20 protein-coding genes, 1 tRNA gene and 1 pseudogene are annotated in these 22,380 nt (G+C 40.7%); 13 read left to right on the forward strand and 9 right to left on the reverse strand.

The window, feature by feature from the left end:
* The first annotated feature begins 40 nt into the window (after positions 1-40).
* Complete coding sequence (gene grxC / locus SYN7502_RS16550; RefSeq protein WP_015169874.1) at positions 41-301, forward strand: glutaredoxin 3; 261 nt, start codon at positions 41-43, stop codon at positions 299-301.
* Here grxC and rlmN read toward each other — a convergent pair.
* Together rlmN and SYN7502_RS16560 are read right to left on the reverse strand one after the other, a co-directional pair.
* On the reverse strand, positions 290-1,324 hold the full coding sequence (gene rlmN / locus SYN7502_RS16555; protein ID WP_015169875.1) for a dual-specificity RNA methyltransferase RlmN: 1,035 nt from the start codon (positions 1,322-1,324) through the stop codon (positions 290-292). The genes grxC and rlmN overlap by 12 nt on opposite strands.
* A gap of 114 nt (positions 1,325-1,438) precedes the next feature.
* Positions 1,439-3,457, reverse strand: coding sequence for a M48 family metalloprotease (locus SYN7502_RS16560; protein WP_015169876.1), 2,019 nt, complete (start codon positions 3,455-3,457; stop codon positions 1,439-1,441).
* A 612-nt stretch (positions 3,458-4,069) separates the two neighbouring features.
* Here SYN7502_RS16560 and SYN7502_RS16565 point away from each other — a divergent pair.
* Both SYN7502_RS16565 and SYN7502_RS20765 read left to right on the forward strand, forming a co-directional pair.
* Positions 4,070-4,891: pseudogene (locus SYN7502_RS16565) on the forward strand (Rpn family recombination-promoting nuclease/putative transposase).
* On the forward strand, positions 4,797-5,009 hold the full coding sequence (locus tag SYN7502_RS20765; RefSeq protein WP_015169878.1) for a DUF4351 domain-containing protein: 213 nt from the start codon (positions 4,797-4,799) through the stop codon (positions 5,007-5,009). Before SYN7502_RS16565 ends, SYN7502_RS20765 begins: the two are co-directional and overlap by 95 nt.
* Before the next feature lie 52 nt (positions 5,010-5,061).
* Here SYN7502_RS20765 and SYN7502_RS16570 read toward each other — a convergent pair whose 3' ends face one another.
* Positions 5,062-7,725 (reverse strand): Calx-beta domain-containing protein, encoded by a 2,664-nt coding sequence (locus tag SYN7502_RS16570; protein ID WP_015169879.1) that lies wholly within the window; start codon positions 7,723-7,725, stop codon positions 5,062-5,064.
* Between the two features lie 266 nt (positions 7,726-7,991).
* On the opposite strand from SYN7502_RS16570, the gene SYN7502_RS16575 reads away from it, so the two are divergent.
* Positions 7,992-8,186 (forward strand): hypothetical protein, encoded by a 195-nt coding sequence (locus tag SYN7502_RS16575; RefSeq protein ID WP_041429591.1) that lies wholly within the window; start codon positions 7,992-7,994, stop codon positions 8,184-8,186.
* Complete coding sequence (gene purU / locus SYN7502_RS16580) at positions 8,183-9,055, forward strand: formyltetrahydrofolate deformylase (RefSeq protein ID WP_015169880.1); 873 nt, start codon at positions 8,183-8,185, stop codon at positions 9,053-9,055. The genes SYN7502_RS16575 and purU overlap by 4 nt, the downstream gene beginning before the upstream one ends.
* 7 nt (positions 9,056-9,062) lie before the next feature.
* On the opposite strand, the gene SYN7502_RS16585 is transcribed toward purU, so the two are convergent.
* Together SYN7502_RS16585 and SYN7502_RS16590 are read right to left on the reverse strand one after the other, a co-directional pair.
* Positions 9,063-10,868 (reverse strand): DNA polymerase III subunit gamma/tau, encoded by a 1,806-nt coding sequence (locus SYN7502_RS16585; protein WP_015169881.1) that lies wholly within the window; start codon positions 10,866-10,868, stop codon positions 9,063-9,065.
* 54 nt (positions 10,869-10,922) lie between these two features.
* Positions 10,923-11,327 (reverse strand): hypothetical protein, encoded by a 405-nt coding sequence (locus SYN7502_RS16590; protein WP_015169882.1) that lies wholly within the window; start codon positions 11,325-11,327, stop codon positions 10,923-10,925.
* A gap of 441 nt (positions 11,328-11,768) precedes the next feature.
* Between SYN7502_RS16590 and SYN7502_RS16595 the strand changes: the two genes are divergently transcribed.
* The 4 genes from SYN7502_RS16595 (at position 11,769) to SYN7502_RS16610 (ending at position 13,767) form a co-directional block, all read left to right on the forward strand.
* Complete coding sequence (locus SYN7502_RS16595) at positions 11,769-12,488, forward strand: hypothetical protein (protein ID WP_015169883.1); 720 nt, start codon at positions 11,769-11,771, stop codon at positions 12,486-12,488.
* A 70-nt stretch (positions 12,489-12,558) separates the two neighbouring features.
* Complete coding sequence (gene grxD / locus SYN7502_RS16600) at positions 12,559-12,882, forward strand: Grx4 family monothiol glutaredoxin (protein ID WP_015169884.1); 324 nt, start codon at positions 12,559-12,561, stop codon at positions 12,880-12,882.
* A gap of 85 nt (positions 12,883-12,967) precedes the next feature.
* Complete coding sequence (locus SYN7502_RS16605) at positions 12,968-13,414, forward strand: ATP-binding protein (protein ID WP_015169885.1); 447 nt, start codon at positions 12,968-12,970, stop codon at positions 13,412-13,414.
* Positions 13,415-13,416: 2 nt separating this feature from the next.
* A complete protein-coding gene (locus tag SYN7502_RS16610) occupies positions 13,417-13,767 on the forward strand; it encodes an STAS domain-containing protein (protein ID WP_015169886.1) in 351 nt (116 codons plus the stop codon).
* A 45-nt stretch (positions 13,768-13,812) separates the two neighbouring features.
* Here the strand turns inward: SYN7502_RS16610 and SYN7502_RS16615 are convergent.
* The 3 genes from SYN7502_RS16615 to sat all read right to left on the reverse strand — a co-directional run bounded on the left by SYN7502_RS16615 (position 13,813) and on the right by sat (position 15,682).
* Positions 13,813-13,886 (reverse strand) — tRNA-Arg (locus tag SYN7502_RS16615).
* A 77-nt stretch (positions 13,887-13,963) separates the two neighbouring features.
* Positions 13,964-14,422: an acyl-CoA thioesterase gene (locus tag SYN7502_RS16620; RefSeq protein WP_015169887.1), complete on the reverse strand. Its 459-nt coding sequence runs from the start codon at positions 14,420-14,422 to the stop codon at positions 13,964-13,966.
* A 57-nt stretch (positions 14,423-14,479) separates the two neighbouring features.
* Positions 14,480-15,682 carry a sulfate adenylyltransferase gene (gene sat, locus SYN7502_RS16625; protein ID WP_015169888.1) on the reverse strand — a complete coding sequence of 401 codons (1,203 nt, stop codon included), beginning with the start codon at positions 15,680-15,682 and terminating at the stop codon, positions 14,480-14,482.
* Positions 15,683-15,895: 213 nt separating this feature from the next.
* Between sat and SYN7502_RS16630 the strand changes: the two genes are divergently transcribed.
* Together SYN7502_RS16630 and SYN7502_RS21115 are read left to right on the forward strand one after the other, a co-directional pair.
* Positions 15,896-17,005, forward strand: a complete 1,110-nt coding sequence (locus SYN7502_RS16630; protein WP_015169889.1) for an S-(hydroxymethyl)glutathione dehydrogenase/class III alcohol dehydrogenase — start codon at positions 15,896-15,898, stop codon at positions 17,003-17,005.
* A 526-nt stretch (positions 17,006-17,531) separates the two neighbouring features.
* The gene (locus SYN7502_RS21115) at positions 17,532-17,795 is read left to right on the forward strand and encodes a hypothetical protein (RefSeq protein WP_015169890.1); all 264 of its coding nucleotides are present in this window, start codon (positions 17,532-17,534) and stop codon (positions 17,793-17,795) included.
* A gap of 195 nt (positions 17,796-17,990) precedes the next feature.
* Here the strand turns inward: SYN7502_RS21115 and SYN7502_RS18500 are convergent, their stop codons facing one another.
* Complete coding sequence (locus SYN7502_RS18500) at positions 17,991-18,422, reverse strand: hypothetical protein (protein ID WP_015169891.1); 432 nt, start codon at positions 18,420-18,422, stop codon at positions 17,991-17,993.
* A gap of 65 nt (positions 18,423-18,487) precedes the next feature.
* Here SYN7502_RS18500 and SYN7502_RS16645 point away from each other — a divergent pair, with 65 nt between their 5' ends.
* Both SYN7502_RS16645 and SYN7502_RS16650 read left to right on the forward strand, forming a co-directional pair.
* A complete protein-coding gene (locus SYN7502_RS16645) occupies positions 18,488-20,908 on the forward strand; it encodes an AAA family ATPase (protein WP_015169892.1) in 2,421 nt (806 codons plus the stop codon).
* Between the two features lie 275 nt (positions 20,909-21,183).
* On the forward strand, positions 21,184-22,368 hold the full coding sequence (locus tag SYN7502_RS16650) for a glycosyltransferase family 4 protein (protein ID WP_015169893.1): 1,185 nt from the start codon (positions 21,184-21,186) through the stop codon (positions 22,366-22,368).
* The last annotated feature ends 12 nt before the right edge of the window (positions 22,369-22,380 follow it).

The following is a 22,380-nucleotide window of genomic DNA, read 5'->3' on the forward strand; positions in this document are numbered from 1 at the left end:
CTATAATATTAAGGACTTTATGGCTTAATGCTTATAAACTATGGCAAAGGTGGAAATTTATACTTGGCGCACTTGTCCTTTTTGTCTAAGAGCAAAGCGACTCTTGGATCGCAAGAATATTGATTATATCGAATATGCCATTGATGGCGACGAAAATGCCCGTAAAGCTATGGTGGCTAGGGGTTCTGATGGCAAATACTCGGTACCACAAATTTTTATCAACGATCTCCACATTGGTGGCTGTGATGCAGTTCATGCCCTAGATGCCCAAGGTAAGCTAGATGCTCTATTAGCTGGATAGTTTATGAGTTCCCCTCAGTTGTCCACAGGCTGCCTGTGCCTCTAAACCTCTAGTCCGCCGCACACTAACGGTAATATTCGCATTAGCTAAAACATCGGCAAAGGCTTGAACCACTCTAGGGGAAGGACGTTCATAGGTGCCATCTTGAATGGGATTATAGGGAATCAAGTTCACATGACTTTGCCAACCCTTAATTAATCCTGCCAACTCTAAAGCTTGACTGGGGGAATCATTTACTCCCGCCAACAGTGTGTACTCAAAGCTAATCCGTCGTCCCGTGATCTGTACATATTCTCGGCAGTCTTTCAGTAAAGTGGCAATGGGATAGCGATCGGCAGAGGGAATTAAACTTTGGCGCAATTGTTGATTGGGGGCATGGAGACTTACAGCTAGGGTGGCTTGGAGTCGATGTTCTGCTAGTTTAAGAATTTGATTAGGAATACCCACAGTGGATATAGTCATCATTCTCTGCCCAATGCCCACATCTTGATTTAATACAGCGATCGCCCCGACCAGATTATCTGTATTTAATAATGGCTCTCCCATACCCATAAACACCAGATGGCTTACTCGCCTTTGCATGTCCGCTTGGACGGTCAAAACCTGATCGATGATTTCATGTTTAGCCAGATTGCGATCAAATCCGCCCTTACCTGTAGCACAAAAATCACAAGCCATCGGACAACCAACTTGACTGGACACACACACCGTTAGTCTTTGGCTGCTAGGAATGCCAACGGTTTCCACGATCGCCCCATCGGATAACTTTAATAGATACTTTACAGTGCCATCGGGTGTCGGCTGACGGTAGTGAATTTCCGATCTACCCAAATTAATTGACTGCTGAGCTATTTCTTCACGCCAACTTTTGGGAAAAACCGTGATCTCATCTAGCGATCGCACTGCCTTGTGATATAACCAGTCATGGAGTTGCTTACCTCGGTAACGGGGTTGTCCTTGCTGTACCATCCACTCTGATAGCTGTGCCTCGGACTGTCCTAAAAGCGTAAAAGGGTGGGGCATGGTGGGTATCTAAGGGTATTAAAATGGAAAATAAGGAGAAAATTCTGATTTTTTGGCTTTAAAAGCCTAACATTACTGTAGCCTAATTTCCTTTAGCTCGTTTTTGCCTCAAATTTAAAATAATGAAGTCGCTGCCAGTAAGCCTAATCCACCTAATACCGTAACTGAGCTTAATAGATTATTCCAAAGTTGATGATAGCTCTTTAAGGGCAGATGGTGGTGATCGCCAGAAATGGGTTGTAATACCGACACATCAAAGCTAGGGCGATTTCCTCTTCTAAACCAGCCTGTGGTTAAAACTGTTTCTCCCACTAGACTTTCTAGTTTTGTCAAAATGGGAGTAGCATCGCTAAAAAATGTCCGAACATCGGGCATATAGTGCAAAGGCAAAATTGCTGATTGATCCTCTAGCCTCAAATCGTAATCAGGCAAGTCATGGATGCTATATCCCACTAACTCCCCTGGGACTTGGACAGGTTTCCCCCTGAGGGAACTGGCGTAGGGATCAATTAATAAATTCACCAGATTAGTGGCTGTAACTTTGGTGTAGTCAGGGTATCTGAGACTGCCCCTAAGCATTGTACCTAGACCCAAGGCGATCGCAACTAAACTGGGAAGTAGCCAATTATTGTAAAGCCAATAAAATCCCATCGATGTAATTAGGGCGATCGCCACAAAAGTATAGGGAGCAGTTTCAATCCAGAGATCACGGGCAAAGTTTTTATAAAGCACCTTGAAATTCAAGCTTTTTTCTGTAATCAATAATTGGCTAAATTCGTACTCTTCAGTTAAGCCTAATTGATAGGCATAGGCAGTTAAAGCCCTGATCCGCCTGCCAATTAGCGGCTGCGGCGAATGCAACTCAGTCCATACTGCCCAAGGATTAAATAACTCCCACAAAAATACTTTATAAAGATTTTCCCTAGATACCTCCGAATAGCCCGCATAGAGAATTTGAAAAACTATGCCAACACTAGTGGAGGTGTGGGAATCAATGGTACCAAAGTTAACACTTGACTCTAAAAGGCGGCTAGGGGTTGGGGTATCTCTTGCCATTTTGGCTAAGGCACGGGACAAAGCATTGGGATTACCAGTGGCTTCAGCAGCAAAGTGATCGCAGATATAAGCACTGGAACGGGTGACTCCAAATGCCAAATAACTGGTAAGGGTGTATAAATATCGAGGAATCGCCGCACATATATGCCAAAAATAGTTGCCAACCTTGAGCTTAAACCCAATACGGGTAATAATTACATGACACAGATAAATTAGCTGACTGGGTGCAGTGACTAAGCTAACTACGGCAAAACTCCAATTGGCAACATGACCTAATTGCTGGGCAACCACGGCGGCAATTTCATCATCATCAAGGGTGATAAATAAGCCCCTGCTCAGAATCAGGCGAGTGGAATTAGGCAGAACTCCATAAATAAATGCCACGGGACTTTGATCCTCAATCCAACCAATTTTGGGTACAAAGATATTACGAGCTTGACAAAACTCTTCAATTACCGTAACCGCTTCGGGAGCTTTAGGATCAAGATCGGCTAGGGTAATCCATTGCACCCGATAAAACTGTTTGTGGGTAATATCAATCAGCCACGGGGACATAAAAAATAAAATAATGCTGGCGATCGCTGTGGTACCAATGGCAACATACAACCAACCTGTGGTTAAAGTTGGGGTAATCAGGCTAATTATGCCTAGGCAAACCCCAAAAATAATCCCCAGAATTAAACCAATAGTGCCAAGCATTGACAACCTAAATACTAGCTGAGCATAGGGTTTTACCGATAAAGTAACTCTGTTTTTACGATAGCGATTTGGTTTAGATTTAATGACTGAGGTAACAGGAGGTGGGACGATTCCTGCTAAGTTCAGTTCAGCCGTTTTTAAAGCCTGTTTTGCCCAAGTTTGCACCTGTGGATCGTTATGATTAATAAACTGTTCACAAATAGTAATTGCTTTATCCGCTCTGCCAATATGTTGATACGCAGACACTAACCACATCTGAGCTTGAATATAATCACGGGTTTGCTCTTGGTGATTTTCCGCACAATACTGAGATAGAATGGCGATCGCTTCGGTGTATCTTTTTTGGGCTAATGCTTCTTTCCCCGCTTTAAGTGACATGAATCTTGATGAATGAGGATATTAAAACTATATTCTGCCATTCGTACTTCAGTAGTTAACATAATCAAACCCGATGTGCAACTAAAAGTCTGAGAACCCTGATTTTTGGTAGTGTATTAATCAGGAATTTTCGGTAACTCAAATAACCTCAGAACAATAGCTCAATAATATAGGACTTACGCCCTCATATTTATAAAATTCAAATTGAAGAGAGTTTGAGGACGGGGTTTTTAATTGTGGCAAAACCTTAAACCTATTATAAAATCTGGGTTTTTCTTTTATATTGCGTAAGTGATAATCTAATATTATGACATGATTATGCCTCAAGCCGAAATTGAAAACTTGCCTGTTATCACTTACAATAAAGCTTTTCAAACTGGACTAAGCAATACAGCCTATTGAAGTTACAATCCTACACCCCGTATTAAACAAACCTGCAACAAGCAATAACCTAATCTTCTGATAGTCCCACCTTTGACAAACTTTTTTACTTCTCTCACCCAATCTGTCATATCCATATAATCTGAATACCTGCCAAATCGGTAGTCGCATCAGGGGCGATCTCCTATTGGTAAATTATGTATCATGACACTAATCGCTCTGAGTAGTACCATGTTTTATCCTCGTCTTAGCAGCGATCGCTATATCAATCCACTCACAGATTTTGGCTTTAAGCGACTATTTGGAACAGAGCCAAATAAAAACTTATTGATTGATTTCCTCAATGTCATATTACCGCCCCAACATCGGGTCAAAGATCTCACCTACGGCAGTACGGAAAACCTCGGTAATACCCCAAGCGATCGTAAAGCTGTCTTCGATCTTTACTGCGAAAGTGAAAAGGGCAAAAAATTTATTGTCGAAATGCAAAAAGCCAAACATAAACATAATTACTTTAAAGACCGCAGCATTTACTACGCCTCCTTTCCCATTCAAGACCAAGCCGAAAAATGAGATTGGAACTACAAACTTGCTCCAGTTTATCCCATTGGTATTTTAGACTTTGTTTTTGATGAAGATAAAAATGATGACAGTTTCTTACATATCGTTGAACTAAAAGATCAAGATTGCAAAGTTTTCTATGGAAAGCTGAAATTTATTTATCTAGAATTACCAAAATTCAAAAAAACAATTGATCAACTAAATAACTATTGTGACAAGTGGCTATTTTTGCTGAAACATCTGCCAGATTTACCGTTGCAAGAAAATGTATTTATGCAACTGTTTGAAGTCGCCCAAATTACGAACTTTTCTCCAGTAGAAAGAGATGCCTATGAAAACAGACTAAAGTACTATCGAGACATGAAAGGTGTCATCGAAACAGCACGAGAAGAAGGTAATGGCTCAGGGTATACAGGAAGGTATCCAAGGGGGAAAAAGCTCGCTTCTGCTAAAACAACAACTTTCTCGAAAACTAGGAAACATACCCGATGAAATTAAAGTTCGGTTGCATCATTTAACATCAGAACTATTAGATGTATTAAGTGAAGCTTTGTTTAATTTAGAAAGTTTGGAAGATTTATATATTTGGCTCCAAAATATTGACAATTAGGTAAAGGTAGTCACCCCAGATAGCTCTAAGGACATCTCTGGGTTTTATTTAATTAACCTAAAACTAAGTCACTACTACTAAGTAGAATATCAGGATTACCTAAACGCGCAAACTCAAACACTGATGACGTATTGAGAGCATTACCATTTTGGTTATAGAACAGGCTGCCACTGCTTTGGCTAAAGACGATATGAGCAGTACTTGCATCTACCAACGCATCATTAGTAACAAAGGCAAAATCGGTTAAAGGCTGTCCCACTATACCAGTAACGGCATTGAAGGTAGATTGGCTGAGTTTGATTTTGTCCTGCCCAATGTCAAATTGGCTAATGTAGTCGACACCTAAGGTATTGTTGAAAACACCGCTAGCTTGAAACAAATATTGATCTTTGCCAGCGCCTCCTGTGAGAATGTCATCGCCCTCCCCTCCCCATAGGATGTCATTGCCGCCCAGTCCTTGGAGTTGGTCATTACCAATACCACCCTTGAGGGTGTTATTGAGGGAATTACCCGTGAGGCGATCGCTACCATTACCACCCGTAGTATTTTCAAAGACATTGTTGGCGGCAAGGATGAGTTTAAGGTTACTGTTAACCATCTGTGATATCGTAACACCCAAATTAAGATTTGTGGCAGTTGTTGTACCGCTAAAGTCAATTGTGTCAATCCCACCTGTTGTTGTTTCAGCGATCGTGTCTGTTCCCAATAAACTGTTGGCAGCAAAGATATAGGTATCGTTACCATTAAGCCCGCTGAGAGTGTTGTTGGCACTATTGCCTGTGAGGACGTTATTACCTGCGTTACCTGTGCCATTAATCGCTGCTGTTCCTGTTAAGGTCAGGTTCTCGACATTGGTGGGGAGAGTGGTAGTAACGGAAGTACTTAGGGTATCGGTGATGGTTGTGGTAGTAGTTGTAGTTGCACCTAGGGTTGCATTGGTGGGAGAGGACAATGTGAGCGTAAAGGCTTCATTCGGTTCGTTAATCGAATCATTGAGAATGGGAATGTTGATCACTTGACTGGTAATACCTGCGTTAAAGGTTAGGGTTCCGCTGGTACTTGTATAGTCTGATCCTACGGTAGCTGTACCGTTGGCAGTCGCATATTGAACAGTAATGGCTTGGCTACTGGCGTTAGAAAGTGTAACGGTATAAGTGACATTTTGAGGGCTAGTGAAACCTTCAACAATGGTCTGCTTGGCACTGAGGTTAATTTTGGGTAAGGCATCATCGTTGGTAATAGTTGCTGTGACGGCTGTGGTTGTCCCAACTACATATCCAGTTCCAATTGCTAGAGTGAGAGCGACAGTTTCATTATTTTCAAAAATGGTGTCGGCTTTGGGATTAATTGTTAAGATGGCAGTTGCTGCACCTGCTGCGAAAGTGATGGTTTTGCCTGTTCCTGTGGTTGCGCCCGTGTAGTCGTTACTGTCGGCTGTACCTGTGACACCGTAGCTGACGGTGAGAGCCTTAGTGATAGATCCCGTGCGGCTGAAGGTATAGACAAGGTTAGCTACTCCATCTTCAGTAACGCTTGCTGGTACTACCGCTAAAGTGATTGATGGGGGTGGCTCTTTATAGGCAAAGTAAGCACCCGTTAGGCTTAAACTGGCTTGATTTCTAATGATCCCAATCAGTTCATCAGGTTCGGCTCCTGCTTTTTTGATTAAAATTTGGGTGTCTGCACCAACTGCTGTAAGCAAATAGTCGGTACTTGAGCCTCTAAGTTGAATGACATCGCCTTGGCTACTGTTAAAGTCAGCGATATTAGCATAGTCAGCAACACCACTAGCTGTATTACTTCCGTCATCGTAGCCAATCCAAGTGGAATCGCCTAAGACAAAGCGATCGCTTCCTAAACCACCATTGAGATTGTCTATCTCACCTCGTCCAAGATTTACACTATTCGGATTGAGTCCGATTAGAACGTCATTACCCGTTCCACCATAGAGCGTATCGTTGCCACCACCGGCGATTATGGTATCGTTTCCATCATCGCCATTGACAGTATAGTTGCCTGTTGCCGAAGCAAGGATTGTGACTGTATCGTTGCCCGCACCAGCCGTGATGGTATTAGTTTCAGCCGTTGTTGTCGCGGTGATCACATCTGCACCTGCACCAGTCCTAATCGTCTGCACACCCGCATTCGATATGGCTGTGAGCGTGACAGAATTTTTACCTGTACTGGTAATAGTCTGTCCACCATTGGTCGACGTCGCCGCTACTTTGAAAAGATTTCCACCTACAATAGTTTGTGCCCCTGCACTGGAGGTCGCAGTGACTGTGGCAAGCCCTGCCCCCATGGTAATCGTCTGTGCCCCTGCTGTAGATAGGGACTCGAGAGTCGCAGCCCCTGTAAATGAACTCATGTCAATAGTAATTGCCCCTGCATCCGAGGTGGTGGTCAGACCGATCCCTGCTCCCGAAAACGCAGATTGAAACGCAGCACCTGTGGTAATGGTTTGAGCACCCTGTTTAGTGGAGTTAATTACAATCTTTTCGATATTAGAAATGTTATTCCAAAGACTGTCAGGTGGAGCGATCGCCGCGACACCAATAGGAGTGATACTCAGTGTATCTATACCTGCATTGCCATTGAGACTGTCACCAATAGCAAATGTACCCGTCATTCCATTATTGTAATTAGCAAGAAAAGTATCATCGACTGCTCCTCCGCTAATATTGTCTATACCCGTAGTAAGTGTAAAATTTGTCATGGGGAATCTCCTGTGTACAAACCTTCATGACAACCAATGATTGGAGTGCTTCTAAAGGTAATGCTCTTAATAAGAAGACTCTAACTGAACGATGCTTGAATTTATGTATAGCTGGATCTCGGCAACGATTGAGTTGTATCGTAATGGATTGAGTACAGGATAACAAGTTATAAAAACAGGCAATGGTTCAGCTTCATTAAAAGCTAGAACCTTTGCTCCCCAGTCACTATGATGACTGGGGAGCAAAGGGGAAATCTTCTTAAAGAATGGGAAAAGGTATTGCTGAAAATACCATCAACTTGGAACAAATATTGATCATTGCCAGTTCCTCCGGTGAGGATGTCATCCCCTCGCAGCCTTTGGAGTTGGTCATTACCACTACTGCTAAGATCAAAAAATACCTTGCGGCAATTAACAAAGTCATTTCTAATGATTCAAGCGTGATTGAACTACTGATATGAATACTGCGACTTTACTAGTTTCCTGTCCCGATCAAAAAGGCTTAGTTGCCAAAATTTCCGATTGGGTATTTTCCCACGGCGGTAATATTCTCCATGCCGATCAACATGCTGATAGCACGGCTGGTTTATTTTTAATGCGGGTAGAGTGGGACTTAGATAACTTTGGTTTAACTCGAACAGAAATTGCGCCAACGTTTGCACAACTGGCATCGGCAATTCAAGCTAAATGGCATATTCAATTTTCCGATTATGTGCGCCGCATTGCTATTTTTGTGTCAAAGCAAGATCATTGTCTGTACGACTTGATTTTACGGCAGCGATCGCATGAATTACCCGCAATCATCCCTGTGGTGATCAGCAATCATCCCGATTTAGAACAGGTGGCACATAATTTTGGCATTAACTACCATTACCTTCCCATTACTCCTGAAAATAAGCTGGAGCAAGAAAAACAGCAACTGGCACTCCTAAAGCAATATCAAATCGATCTGGTGTTACTAGCAAAATATATGCAGGTTCTTAGCCCAGAATTTCTTTCTCAGTTTTCCCAAGTAATTAATATCCATCATTCGTTTTTACCTGCCTTTGCGGGTGCAAATCCCTACCATCGTGCCTATAAACGTGGTGTAAAAATTATCGGTGCCACCGCCCACTACGTTACTGAAGAACTAGATGAAGGTCCAATTATTGAGCAGGATGTAATTCGAGTTTCCCATCGAGATTCAGTTAATGATCTGATCCGTAAGGGTAAAGATTTAGAAAGAATTGTACTGGCACGGGCAGTAAGACAACACCTAGAAAATCGAGTTTTAGTCTATGGGCAGTCGGCAAATTCGGGCTTAGGTATTCGCACCGTGGTATTTGATTAAATTCTGGTTAATTTAAGTTAATCAATTGTCCATCAAAAAAGGTAACTACATTCTTAATTGCTTCCGATGCTTGGGGCGATCGCGGAGCAGACAGATCGGGTTGAGGAGATATATTTTCATTTTCATTTATTTTCTCTTCAGTTTTAGGACTAGGATTACTTTTAGGAAGATTAGTAATGGCTAAATTGCTTTCAGGAATCTGAGGGTTCTCAACAGGAGTAGTTGGAGCTATGGGAGTTGGTGCAGATGTTGGAGATGGGGATAGAGAAGATTTTTGGGTTTCCGTCTCCGAGGTTACAAATCGGAATTTAACCTGCATGGGGCGTTTAAAAACCTGTTTAGAACATTTTTCTAGTTCCTCTCGCTTTTTAATCGCAATTTCCCTTAAACCCTTATCCTTTAAGCCGATTACCACATGGTCATGATTTATTTCCAGAAAAATCGCCTTATTCACAAAAATTGCTTTAGAAGGGGGAGATAAATATCTAATCAACTCTTGCCAAGCTATGGCTAGGTCTTGATAGGAGGATATGGATGATTCATTTGATTCACTGCTAAAAGTTGGAATTAAGATATTTGCACTTGGAACTTGAGTAGCTGTAGTTGGTGGTTCACTGGGTGCAATATTTGAAATAGTAGAGCTTGGATTTTGAATAGGGGTTAATGCTGGAGTTTTTGAGGTTAAAACTGAAACATTAGAAGTGATTGATTGATGAGATAAACCAACTTGATTAAATAAACCAATTAGGGTAATTTCCAGCCACAGTCGAGGTTGGGTTGTGTTTTTAATTTGTACTTCTGCCGATCGCAAGTGTTGCTGCCCTAATAAAATACTTTCCAGGGGAAACTCCTGAGCTATTTGGTTTAATTTTGCCCATGTGCCTGCGGTTAAAGCCACTAAATCTTGGCGATCACCTGCGGTTTTAGCAATTAATAAATCCCGATAGAATCCTCCTAAGCTTTGCAATACCGTTAATGGTTCTCTACCTCGATCCATAATTTGGCGAATCTTTTCAATCACAGCCACGGAATTTTGCAGAGCGATCGCTTCTAAAATCTCTAACAAATCTCGTTCTGGTACTGTACCGACTAAATCCCATACAGTTTCATTTTTGATTTCACCCACATGCAAACTAAGCTGATCTAATAAGCTCTCGGCATCCCGTAACCCCCCCTGTGCCATCTGTGCCACTAACAATAAAGCTTCGGGATTAATATTAATATTTTCAATCTGGGCAATTTGGGTTAAATGTTGCACCATCGGTTCTAGGGGAATCCGCCGAAAGTCAAATCTCTGGCACCGAGAAATAATTGTTGGTAAAACTCTTTGGGGATCGGTGGTAGCTAGGATAAAAACGACGCGATCAGGTGGTTCTTCTAGGGTTTTGAGTAGGGCATTAAATGCTGACGTACTGAGCATGTGGCATTCATCGATCGCATATACTTTATACCTCGCTTGGACTGGGGCAAACTGCGATCGCTCAATTAAATCTCGAATATTTTCTACTCCTGTATTACTAGCAGCATCAATTTCCGTAATATCTAAGGCATTACCCCTAATAATACTCAGGCACATTTCACATTTACCGCAGGGTGTGGCTGTAGGTACATCAAAGCTCAGGCAGTTCAAGGACTTTGCCATGATTCGGGCGGTAGAGGTTTTACCCGTTCCCCTCGCTCCCGTGAGCAGATAAGCTGGAGCAATCCTTTGGGTTTTCATGGCATTACTTAAAGTCGTAGCGATCGCCTCTTGTCCAACTAAATCAGCAAAAGTTTGAGGTCGATATTTATGATGTAACGGTTCGTAAGCCATAAGTCATCGTAGGATAGTTGAATTAAGGTTATCAACTGGTTTTAATCACACACTTTAATCCAAATGGAACCGATAATTTATCCCACCTTCCTCTGACACTTCAAAAGTTGCATTTAACATCACGGCTTTTTGATCCAAATAAATTTTTGCTTCTTCTAGGGATAACTTGGTGGCGATCGCAAATTTAAGCGCAGTCACTTTCCCATCATTACTATCAACTAATTCTAAAAAAGTTCTTTCTAATTGTTCGAGGCGATCGCTTTGGGAATATTGATTTTTCTTTCTTAATCCCCAGACAATCCATGCTCCTCCTGCTGTGGCTGGCACCCCAATAATTAATCCACCTAGGGCGGCACTTTTATCCTCTGCAGTGGGGTTTTTAGTAAAAGCTACAGATACCGTCACTGCTAAAAAAATAAATCCTAATGAAAATAATATCCCCGCAAATACTTTAGGCATAGTAAAAGTTTGTAATATTGCGAAACAGACTAAGAGCTTATATTTTAAGCCCTAATATTTCCAGTAAAGTACAATCCCCAAAATTTAGTTGAAAGTATAACAAATCATTGAACAAACGCTAAAATCTACATCTTTTAGACTAACAATAGGGATAGACTAAAGTGCGTTTTTCCGTGGGTTGAGTAATTAAAATGCTGAATAAATTACCTAGGAACACTGAAAGTAAGCAACTATCTCATCCCATCAGTACCAAGAAATTATATTTCGGTCTAGCGACCGCAGAAGTTTAATATCTAACACGGGGTTATGTAATTGGCAAAGTAAATGCTATGTGATCGTATGCTAAATCAAATTGCCTGAACTTTAATTTGATAATTTGAACTTTTAAGTTTTTAGGACGAGGGAAAGATAGCATTGACAATTTTATACTGCAAATGTAGTATGTATAATACAAAGTTAATGATTCCCATGAGTGAACATCGTCTCAATGAAATAGTAATTGAACGTCCCCGTGGCGGAGCACATCTAAGCTTAAAAAAGAAAGGCTATAAAAAAAGACTACGAAGACTAACCATTGAAGCACAAGAGGATGGACTACTAACTCCTTACCAAATTAAGCCGCTTCGCAAAACAAAGTATTTCTCCGACCATATTGCCCCACTACGGCGACTACTTTACTCTAAGGTGGGCTTGCCTTGGGATCAGGTTTACAAAGAACTTAGTCAAAGATTGGACATAAAGACACTCTCTGGGCAGCATATTCTGTCTCATGTCTGGCGGTTTGTAGAAAAACATGTTCAAATCGTTGACAACATAGTCTTCGCAAAACCAAGTCAAAACTCCTATAGTTTTTATCAACTTTATGTAGGAAAGCTTTATATTCATCCAGATACTGGCATACTTTGTATATATCGAAAAATTGATCCAGACCCAGTTCTAGAATTTACAGAAATTACATGCTTAGAAATAGATACCTATCATCAGTATCAAAAGCTTGAAGGAATTTGGTATCTGATCGCCTTTGAACCTACTCACCCTGATACATCCTCAGAAACCATAATTTATCGAAATGGGGAACCGATGTGTATTACCAATAAAAAACAATGCAATAAAAAAGAATTAAAGTTAGTTACCTGTTTGCTTTTGCAGAGCAAGTCTTGATCATAAATAAGTCATAGGTTATATAACAAGCTAAAATAGCGATTGTGTCTATATATCTTGTTTACTTCGTATGAATCCAATTCTCCAAACTAAAATTGAAGGGCAAATTAATAATAATAAGATCATGATCTACATGAAGGGCACTCCCAATGCTCCTCAATGTGGTTTTTCAGCTGCCACAATCCAAGTATTTAAATCCCTAGGGGTACCATTCGAGACCATAGACATTTTACAAGACCCCGAACTACGCCAAGGAATTAAGGAATTTTCTAACTGGCCCACCATTCCTCAGGTTTATATTGGAGGTGAGTTTATTGGGGGGTGTGATATTGTCATGGAAATGCACAATCGGGGAGAACTTGCGCCAATTGTTCAAGAAGTGGTGAATTCTTAAATTCAGAGCATACCACTACAAAAATTAATATCTAACGGTATTACTGTGATAAAATTGCCCCAATGCAGTGCTAATCAAATCAAGCATGAGCGATAAATCACTTAAGCTAAAAATTTCTATACCTCCAGTTGAGGGTATTGAAGATATCCCGATTGTGGCGGTTGAATTATTGGCACAAAAAATGGGCTTTGACGCAAATAGAGTGCAAGATATTGTTCAAGCACTTACTGAAGCTTGTGTGAACTCAATTCTTTACAGTACTACTGATGATGATATTGAGGTTCTGGTTACCGCCCTGCATGGTAGCCTAGTTTTAGAGGTTCGAGACCATGGACCTGGTTTTAATCCCGATGCGGTACCATCCCCAGACTTTGATTTGATTTCTCAAATCGGTGTTAAAAATGGCGGATTTGGTATACACATGATTAAATCCTTAGTAGACAAGGTGGAAATCGAATCTTCAGAGGCTGGCACTACAATTCGTATGAGTACTTTTCTAAAAAATTCTGACTTAAATCCAGTGGCATCTTAATCATGACTCATTCTTCTTTTCTTCAAGACGAACTTAAGATTTCTGAACAGCTAGATGGAGATCGTGCCATCCTAAAGCTAAATGGGGCTTTAAGCGTGACCACTGTCCCCTACTTTCGTCAATCTGTGCAGCCTTATCTAGAAAGAGGACTTGGGGTAATTGTACTTGATTTTGAAGGAGTGACTAAGATTGTCAGCCGTGGCGTGGGTGCGGCTATTGATATGGCTGTACAAGCTAAAAAGCAAGGTACTAAGTTGCGTTTAGAAAAAATCGGTAAATATGCCCGATCGCTTTACATTCAAGGAGTACATCTTGTAGCTGATGTACCTGAATTGGAAGGATTTGAGCCTTAAATAATTAAATGCTTTTTTGGCGCTGAAAGTATTGAAAAATAAGAACGGGATTGGGCGGACTTGAACCGCCGATCTAGCGCTTAGGAGGCGCTTGCTCTATCCAACTGAGCCACAACCCCAAATTCATTAACTTTATCAGTTAATAGCATATCTCACCCTAGTTAAACTAGTTATATAAATTATAGATATTTGGGAATTATCCTAGTAATCCTGCGATCGCTTGATCTAGTAAGGACGGTAGGCTTCTCAAGATTTTACGTTTTTGCGAATCAACTGGAACTAAACTCACTGATGCTGTCACACATAGCCGATCGCCTTCGGGATTAGTAGGATCAACAGCTTTAATCTCATAGTCAAAGGTTAAGCGCAGTTTTTGAGATTTGCTGAATTTGGTCATAATTAGTAATTCTTCACCCATTTTGGCAGCTTGATGATAGCGTAAGGTCAAATCTACAACTGGTAAATCCACACCCGCAGCAACTAACTGATCAAAACTGACCCCTGCTGATCGCAGATATTCCACCCTCGCTTCTTCCATCCAAGTAATATAGCTACCGTGCCAAACAATGCCAGCATAATCTGTATGATGCGGGTAAACCCTTATCGCATAACTAAACCAACCAGAGGAAAGTGACGGAGAGATTAATTCGGTCATATTGCTGAGAAGTATTTAATTATTCAAAATATTTAGATTTAAATTATTCAATAATTCCTAGATTTGGAACTCAGATGCAGCCTCAGCGATCGCCATTTTATGCATAATTTTAGCTAATTCCGCCGCCACTTCAGGACGGGAAAACTCTGGAGGTGGACATTCACCCCGCCGTAACATCTCTCTAACTTTAGTTCCCGATAGGTGAATTCGTTCTTCAGGCAAGCTCGGACTAGTTTTCGTTGTTGCCATACCCTTGGTACGAGTGCAGTAAAAAGCATGCTCAAACATCATAGGCATGATCCCTAATTCTGAGGGCGTAAATTCATCAAAAATATACTGGGCATCATAGGTACCGTAGTAGTCCCCAACTCCCGCATGATCTCGTCCCACAATAAAATGAGTGCAGCCATAGTTTTTCCGTATTAACGCATGAAATATAGCTTCACGGGGACCCGCATACCGCATAGCGGCTGGATTAATGGCTAGGGTAACTCGATCTTGGGGATAGTAATGCTCTAGCATAATTTCATAGCAACGCATCCGTACATCCGCAGGCACATCATCACTTTTTGTTGCTCCGACTAGGGGATGTAAAAATAGCCCATCTACGATTTCTAGCGCACATTTTTGTATATATTCGTGAGCACGGTGGATCGGATTACGGGTTTGAAAACCAACTATTGTCCGCCAACCTTTTTGTAAAAATAACTCCCTTGACTCTTGAGGATCAATCTGATAAGTGGGAAATTGAGGATGCGATCGCCGTTCTAACAGCCAAATATCACCTGCTAAATAGACATTACCTTGGTTATAAACTACTTTGACTCCCGGATGACGCTCTTCGTTAGTGCGATAAACATGCAGAGCTTCTTTTAATTTATCGTAGGTGTATTTTTCGCTAAGCTCCAACACTCCGATGAATACGCCCGCAGGATCATCTAATCTAACTAAAGTACCAATATTAAGTTGAGATGCGATCGCCTCGGAAACAGGTAAAGTAATAGGGATTGACCAAGGCAAGCCGTCATGCAAGCGCATATTTGTCACCACAGATTCGTAGTCTGCGCTGCCCATAAATCCCGTGAGGGGACTAAATCCCCCGATCGCTATTAGTTCTAAGTCTGAAAGCGATCGCTCTGATAACTGTACCCTTGGTAAAAAATCTGCCTTACTTAAAAACTCGCCTACTTGGGACTTTGACGCTAAACGATTAACTAGCACTCCACCATGAGGGGCAATTGCTTGTGCGGATCGAACCATATTCTTAACATTGTTTTGATACCATTTATCCTAACTCAGTTTGCGATCGCATTTATTAATCACCATTTATTAATCACATTGATATTAGCTATTGAGCCAGAGAATCCTAAAGACTGATTCTAAATATTTTGCAAAAGTTAGGTCTTAGAGCTAAATATCAGTTTTAGGATAAGGTATAGCAGAAATTTAAATAAATATAAATCGAGAAAAACCTTGGATACTAAAGCAGCCGTAGCATGGCAGTCTGGGAAACCCCTCACCATCGAAACTGTCCAAATTGCCCCACCGCAAGCAGGAGAAGTCTTAATTGAAATTAAAGCCAGTGGCGTTTGTCATACCGATGCTTTCACTTTATCAGGCGATGATCCAGAAGGACTATTTCCCGCAATTTTAGGACATGAAGGGGCAGGTATCGTCGTTGCAGTCGGCAGTGGAGTCACAAGCTTAAAGGTTGGGGATCACGTCATTCCGCTCTATACCCCAGAATGTCGGCAGTGTGAGTATTGTTTAAGTCGTAAGACCAATTTGTGTCAGTCCATTCGCTCTACCCAAGGACGCGGAGTAATGCCCAATGGTACCAGTCGTTTCTCCATAGATGGACAAATGATTCATCACTACATGGGAACTTCCACCTTTGCTAACTATACAGTTTTACCCGAAATTGCCGTCGCTAAAATTCGTGAAGATGCTCCCTTTGATAAGGTTTGCTATATCGGTTGTGGCGTAACGACGGGAATTGGCGCAGTGATCTATACTGCTAAGGTTGAACCGGGTGCCAATGTTGTGGTGTTTGGCTTGGGTGGAATTGGACTAAATGTGATCCAAGGGGCAAGACTAGCAGGGGCTGACCGAATTATTGGCGTAGATATCAATCCCGCTAAAAAAGCTATGGCAGAAAAGTTTGGTATGACTGATTTTGTTAACCCCCTTGAAGTAGAAGGAGATTTAGTTCCCTACTTAGTTGATTTGACTAAAGGTGGTGCTGACTACAGTTTTGAATGTATCGGCAATGTCAATGTCATGCGTCAAGCTTTGGAATGTTGTCATAAAGGCTGGGGGGTCAGCGTTATTATTGGTGTAGCAGGAGCGGGACAGGAAATTCGCACTCGTCCATTCCAACTAGTTACGGGGCGAGTTTGGAAAGGTTCAGCCTTTGGGGGAGCTAGAGGTCGAACGGATGTCCCCAAGATTGTGGATTGGTATATGGATGGGAAAATTAATATTGACGATTTGATCACCCATGTGATGCCCATTGAACAGATTAATGATGCGTTTGCCCTCATGCACAAAGGTGAGTCTATTCGTGGTGTAGTTACTTTTTAAGCTACTCTTGAGGCTAATAAATTTATTTATATTTTCACCCTAGAAACCTAAAACTAGGGTTTTTTAGTAATTATGCCTCTTTATATAAAATTGAGATTGAATTGTCAGTAATTTATATAGAGATGATTGCAGAAACGACTAGAGCTAGTGTGTATAAGATGGTGTTTTATTTAACATTTTTTTGACATTAATAATCTACAAATAGATCAAAATTCGGCTAATTTAGCATAAATTTTCTATGGACTGACAGTCAGGGATCATTACCACCTAACTGATCCCCGAGTTTTGCTTAGTAATTGTTTGCAAAATGTAATTAAGTATTTACCCATTTAATTATTTACAACTCGTATAATATGTACCTATAGATTCATATATCTAAATTTAATGTCATTGATTAGTTTAGATAAATTTAATACTTTTTTTATTCATAAAATATCTTAATATTTATTTAATTTTGAATTCAAAAATTTATAAAAACCATTTATTTTTACAAAACAATTTAATAATTTCTTAAGGATTTAAAAATATGTCAATAATTCAATCTGTACGCTGCCCCAACTGTGGCTCTTTTGCGGAGAGACTCTATTTACCCTTGCTAGCTCAAGTTCAAACTGAATGCGGGGTATGTGATTATTTATTGATCTCCTGCACTCGGACTGGGAAAGTGATCGAAGCTTACTATCCGGGATTAAATTATCAAGAGTTATCTAAATCTTCTAACTCTAGCAATTGTTTTTCTAAACTGCTTAAAGTCAATGTCACAAAGGTTTTAGCTACTACTAATCACTGAATTTCACTGAAGTTAAGCTAGGTTTCTGCAGTTATTTGAATATTAATATCTACCCACTTTGTTGAGATTTGGGTATTTTTTAGTTAATTTTGCCAAGATTGCAAAAATGATTAGATTTTGGAGTCCTTAAAATCTAGTGCCTAAAATTACATCAAAATAGGTTGGTTTCAGCCAATATTTAGAGAAAAAGAGCAATTAGGCTTGGCAGAGGGATTTAAGTTTTTGCATCATTGTTGATTTCAGTATTGATCTATGCGTTGATCTATGCTCGGAATTAGATAACCCACTAAAATTATCGGTTAAATTATCGGAATTTTCAGTTTCAGTATTATAAGACTCACCTTGACTAGATGCAGTAGTTAAGTCATGGGCGATCGCTGCTAAATTTCCCCAGACTAGCCGCTCAAATTCATCATCAAATTGAAAGAAGGTTTCCTGTTTGCGTTGCCATGTTTCTAGGATTTGTTCAACAGAAATTACCTTATAACGACCTCTGTATAAAGCCTCAGTCACAGCTAGCCTTAGCCAAATTGGATCATACTGACTCCATGCTGTGGAAATTTCAGTTATGGAGCGATCGCCAAGGTCAAATTTATATCTTCTTAGGAGTTTGAGGACTGCTTCCATATACTTTCGGGTTTATTAATGATTTTTTAACGTAGTATGATGACAAGACTTCCTATCAGTTTACTATGCGCTTGATTTCTCTGTATTTAGAAAACTTCCGCCAACACAAATCCACGCAAATTCATTTTCCCACAGGCTTGATTGGGATTTTAGGAGAAAATGGGTCGGGGAAGACTACTATTTTAGAGGCGATCGCTTGGGCATTGTACGGGAAGATTACAAGGGGAGACAATGATAGTGTAATTTGGCGCATGGCTGAGGGGAAATCTACGGCGGTGGCAGAATTAACCTTTGCATTTAATGGGCAGACCTTAAAAGTTAAGCGATCGCAGTCTAGTAGTAAATCTAATGCCGAATTAACCCAAAACCAAAAAATTGTCGCCACCTCAACTAAGGCAGTAAATGAGAAGATTTTAGAACTTTTAGCAATGACTCACCAAGAGTTTTTTAATAGTTACTTTACGGGACAGAAAGACTTGAATTTTTTAGGCTCGATCAAAGGAGCAGTAGAACGGGAAAGATTTATTGCCAAGATGTTGGGCTACGAAAAAATTAGCGAAGTCCAAGGTGCGGCGGGAAAAGAGGGGACAATTCGTTTTGACCTCCGCCAACAGGAAAGAACCGTAGATCGATTACAAGGAGCTTTGGGAGATCAGGTACAGATTGAAGACGCAATTATTCTTTATCAAAATCAATTAACCGAGGCAAATCATCAACTTGCAGAAGTAACAGCGGCTCTTACATTAGCGATCGCCCATGCTGCCCAATTAGAACCCCAACTCAACCAACTGCAACAGCAAAGGGATCAGCATTATCAATTAACCGCCCAAGTACAAAATTATCAAACTCAGCAAGCTAGATTAATTAAGGAAATTTCGCAAAAAATCGAACAGCGATCACAAATTTATACAGCCACTCAAATTTATGAAACTCTGGCGGTAGAGGTGGCAAATTATCAAGCAATGGAAACAGAATTAGCGGCGTTGACTAACGTGAAGCAGGAATTTACGAAAAAAACTGACCTCGAACTGAGATTAACTCACCTCAACCAAGAACTACAGAGTTTAGAGCAAGATTTAGACCTACTAAAAGATATTGATATTAGCCATATTCGCCAAGCGATCGCACATTCCCAAGCACAACTAGAACATATTAATCTAGAAATCCAAACCCAAACCCAAACATGGCAAACCACGCAAGCAGAACTCAAAGCCAAAATTAAAACCGAACAGCAAAATTTGAGTAAATTAGCCAATCAACAGCAGGTAATTCTAGCAGCAGGAGTCGAAGGTATCTGTCCTACCTGTGAGCGTCCTTTGCATTCAGAATATGAAAATGTAGTGGAGGGATTTACCTCACAATTGGATCACCTGCGATCGCACCTCAAGACATGGGAAAACGAGCTAGCCGATCTAAAGCAAACCCCAGTCGCATTAAAAAGTTTACAGCAAACTCAAACACAAATAGCCGACCTGATTAAACAACAGCAGCAGGAAGAACTAAAAATTTCTACGGATTTAACTCGATTCCAGTTATTACAAAACCAACAAAACGCTAAAACCCAAGAGATTAAACAACTCCAAGTCCAAATTTCTCACTTGCCCCACTCTTTTGATCTGGATAGATATAATCATCTCTCTAGTCAAATTCAATCCCTAAAACCTAAATATGAACAATATCTGCGATCGCAAGGTATAAGCCAACGGCTCCATGAAATTGATGGGGAATTGGTAAATCTAAACCAAGAACAAAGCCAACTTCAGAACCTTCTTAGCAAGCTGGAGCAGGAAATTCAGCAGTTAAAGTTTAAAGAATCGGAATACTCTGATCTAAAACAGGCGATCGCCACTGCCAATCAAAATCTAGATAGGATCCGCACCCAACAGGCACAGGCTCAGCAACAACAGGCTCTAATTACCCAAGCTCTAACCACAGCTCAGAAACAAGCGGATGAGTATCGCCTCAAACAAGCTGAATACCAAACTGCCAAAAAAGAGCAAATTTTATTACAGGAATTAGATAATGCCTTCACAGATATGCGCCAACATTTCACTGAAGAAATTCGTCCCCAACTTGCCGATGCTGCCAGTATTTTTCTAAATCAGTTAACGGATGGACGTTATAACACCATTGAGATTGATTCTAAATATAATGTGATTGTTCTTGCCGATGGTGATCGTAAACCCGTAATTTCAGGAGGAGAAGAGGATATTGTGAATCTCAGCCTCCGCTTGGCAATTTCCCAGATGATTACAGAACGCAGTGGACAACCTTTCTCTTTACTAATTTTGGATGAGGTTTTCGGTTCCCTTGATGATGGACGCAGGAATAATGTTTTAGCTTTGCTTAATGCCCTCGAACAGCAGTTTGAACAGGTATTAATTATCTCTCATCTTGACTCTATTAAAGATAATCTCAATCATACGATTCGTTTAGAGTTTAATGCTAAAGAACAATGTTCTCAAGTCGCTGATTCTTTAGTTTAGTTGGAAATAGCTGCCTTCTTGCGCTCTATTTCTGTTCCAACCTTTATCGCACGAAGCTGAGCAAGTTGTGAGGAGAGTCCCTATCAAAGCAATACCACAATTATTAAACTTAATTGTTCGCCATACTCACCTGCTTTATATCCCCCTAGCTAAAGCAATGGCAACCTAACGGCAATTTTTCCGTAAATATGGTTATGTAAATATGGTTATGTAAATATGGTAGATAGCTATTCCAAATTTCATTTGCCCTAACAATAACCCACGTCCAGTTTTTCATGAAAATTCTAGTTCTAGCATGGGAGTTTCCACCTCGCATTATTGGCGGTATATCTCGCCATGTGGCTGAACTTTATCCCGAAATTGTGCTACTTCACCACGAAGTGCATTTAATTACCGTAGAAGTGGAAGGCATTGCTAATTTTGAGCTAGTTAATGGTATTTATGTCCATCGTGTCCCCGTGAAGTACGATCGCGATTTTTTTAATTGGGTCAGCAATATGAACTTTGCGATGAACTTGTATCTAATTAAATTACTTGATAGTACCGATCAGGAGTTTCAGATCATTCACGCCCATGACTGGTTAGTAGCGGATGCAGCGATCGCCGTTGCTGAAAAATTTAATATTGCCCTTGTTGCCACAATTCATGCCACCGAATACGGTAGATATAACGGCATCCATAATGATACCCAACGCTATATCCACAGTAAAGAAACGTGGTTAGCCACCCGTGCTACCCGTGTCATTGTCTGTACCAATTATATGCGGGCAGAAATTACCCGTGTCTTTAATTGTGACGACACCAAAATTGATGTGGTTTATAATGGTTTAAGTCAAGAACGACTATTTAAATTTCAAAACCTTGACTTTGACAAAGCCCAACTACGCACAAAATTTGCTGAATCCCATGAGCAAATTGTCTATTACGTCGGTAGAATTACTTACGAAAAAGGTATTTTTTTACTAATTAATGCCGCAACTAGGGTAATTCCAGCCCTAAAAGGTAATGTTAAGTTTGTAATTATCGGTTCTGGTGATACAGATTCACTCAAACAACAGGCTTGGAACCTAGGTATTGCCCACAAAGTAATTTTCACTGGATTTATGTCAGATACCGAATTAACCAAATTTCAAACCATTGCTGACTGTGCCGTGTTTCCTAGCCTCTATGAACCCTTTGGCATAGTTGCCCTAGAAAGTTTTGCCACTAAGGTTCCCGTTGTAGTTTCCAATACAGGGGGATTTCCAGAGGTGGTGCGTAATGGCGAAACAGGCATTGTCACTATTGCTAATAATAGTGAATCGTTAGCAAATGGCATTATCGAAATCCTACAAAATCCAGAATATAGTGCTAAATTGGCAGCCCAAGCTTTTAAGGAACTACAGGAACGGTGGTCTTGGGTACCCCTAGCGGCTCAAACTGTGGCGGTATATCTTAATGCCTTAGCCAATACTTCTTAAAATTACTCCTCT

Origin of the sequence: Synechococcus sp. PCC 7502 (assembly GCF_000317085.1) — a bacterium.
GTDB lineage: Bacteria > Cyanobacteriota > Cyanobacteriia > Pseudanabaenales > Pseudanabaenaceae > PCC-7502.

Bases quoted from the DNA above. Each gene is read 5' to 3' on its own strand.
- grxC (WP_015169874.1), top strand. From the start codon at position 41: ATGGCAAAGGTGGAAATTTATACTTGGCGCACTTGTCCTTTTTGTCTA.
- rlmN (WP_015169875.1), bottom strand. From the start codon at position 1,324: ATGCCCCACCCTTTTACGCTTTTAGGACAGTCCGAGGCACAGCTATCA.
- SYN7502_RS16560 (WP_015169876.1), bottom strand. From the start codon at position 3,457: ATGTCACTTAAAGCGGGGAAAGAAGCATTAGCCCAAAAAAGATACACC.
- SYN7502_RS20765 (WP_015169878.1), top strand. From the start codon at position 4,797: ATGGCTCAGGGTATACAGGAAGGTATCCAAGGGGGAAAAAGCTCGCTT.
- SYN7502_RS16570 (WP_015169879.1), bottom strand. From the start codon at position 7,725: ATGACAAATTTTACACTTACTACGGGTATAGACAATATTAGCGGAGGA.
- SYN7502_RS16575 (WP_041429591.1), top strand. From the start codon at position 7,992: ATGGGAAAAGGTATTGCTGAAAATACCATCAACTTGGAACAAATATTG.
- purU (WP_015169880.1), top strand. From the start codon at position 8,183: ATGAATACTGCGACTTTACTAGTTTCCTGTCCCGATCAAAAAGGCTTA.
- SYN7502_RS16585 (WP_015169881.1), bottom strand. From the start codon at position 10,868: ATGGCTTACGAACCGTTACATCATAAATATCGACCTCAAACTTTTGCT.
- SYN7502_RS16590 (WP_015169882.1), bottom strand. From the start codon at position 11,327: ATGCCTAAAGTATTTGCGGGGATATTATTTTCATTAGGATTTATTTTT.
- SYN7502_RS16595 (WP_015169883.1), top strand. From the start codon at position 11,769: ATGTATAATACAAAGTTAATGATTCCCATGAGTGAACATCGTCTCAAT.
- grxD (WP_015169884.1), top strand. From the start codon at position 12,559: ATGAATCCAATTCTCCAAACTAAAATTGAAGGGCAAATTAATAATAAT.
- SYN7502_RS16605 (WP_015169885.1), top strand. From the start codon at position 12,968: ATGAGCGATAAATCACTTAAGCTAAAAATTTCTATACCTCCAGTTGAG.
- SYN7502_RS16610 (WP_015169886.1), top strand. From the start codon at position 13,417: ATGACTCATTCTTCTTTTCTTCAAGACGAACTTAAGATTTCTGAACAG.
- SYN7502_RS16620 (WP_015169887.1), bottom strand. From the start codon at position 14,422: ATGACCGAATTAATCTCTCCGTCACTTTCCTCTGGTTGGTTTAGTTAT.
- sat (WP_015169888.1), bottom strand. From the start codon at position 15,682: ATGGTTCGATCCGCACAAGCAATTGCCCCTCATGGTGGAGTGCTAGTT.
- SYN7502_RS21115 (WP_015169890.1), top strand. From the start codon at position 17,532: ATGTCAATAATTCAATCTGTACGCTGCCCCAACTGTGGCTCTTTTGCG.
- SYN7502_RS18500 (WP_015169891.1), bottom strand. From the start codon at position 18,422: ATGGAAGCAGTCCTCAAACTCCTAAGAAGATATAAATTTGACCTTGGC.
- SYN7502_RS16645 (WP_015169892.1), top strand. From the start codon at position 18,488: ATGCGCTTGATTTCTCTGTATTTAGAAAACTTCCGCCAACACAAATCC.
- SYN7502_RS16650 (WP_015169893.1), top strand. From the start codon at position 21,184: ATGAAAATTCTAGTTCTAGCATGGGAGTTTCCACCTCGCATTATTGGC.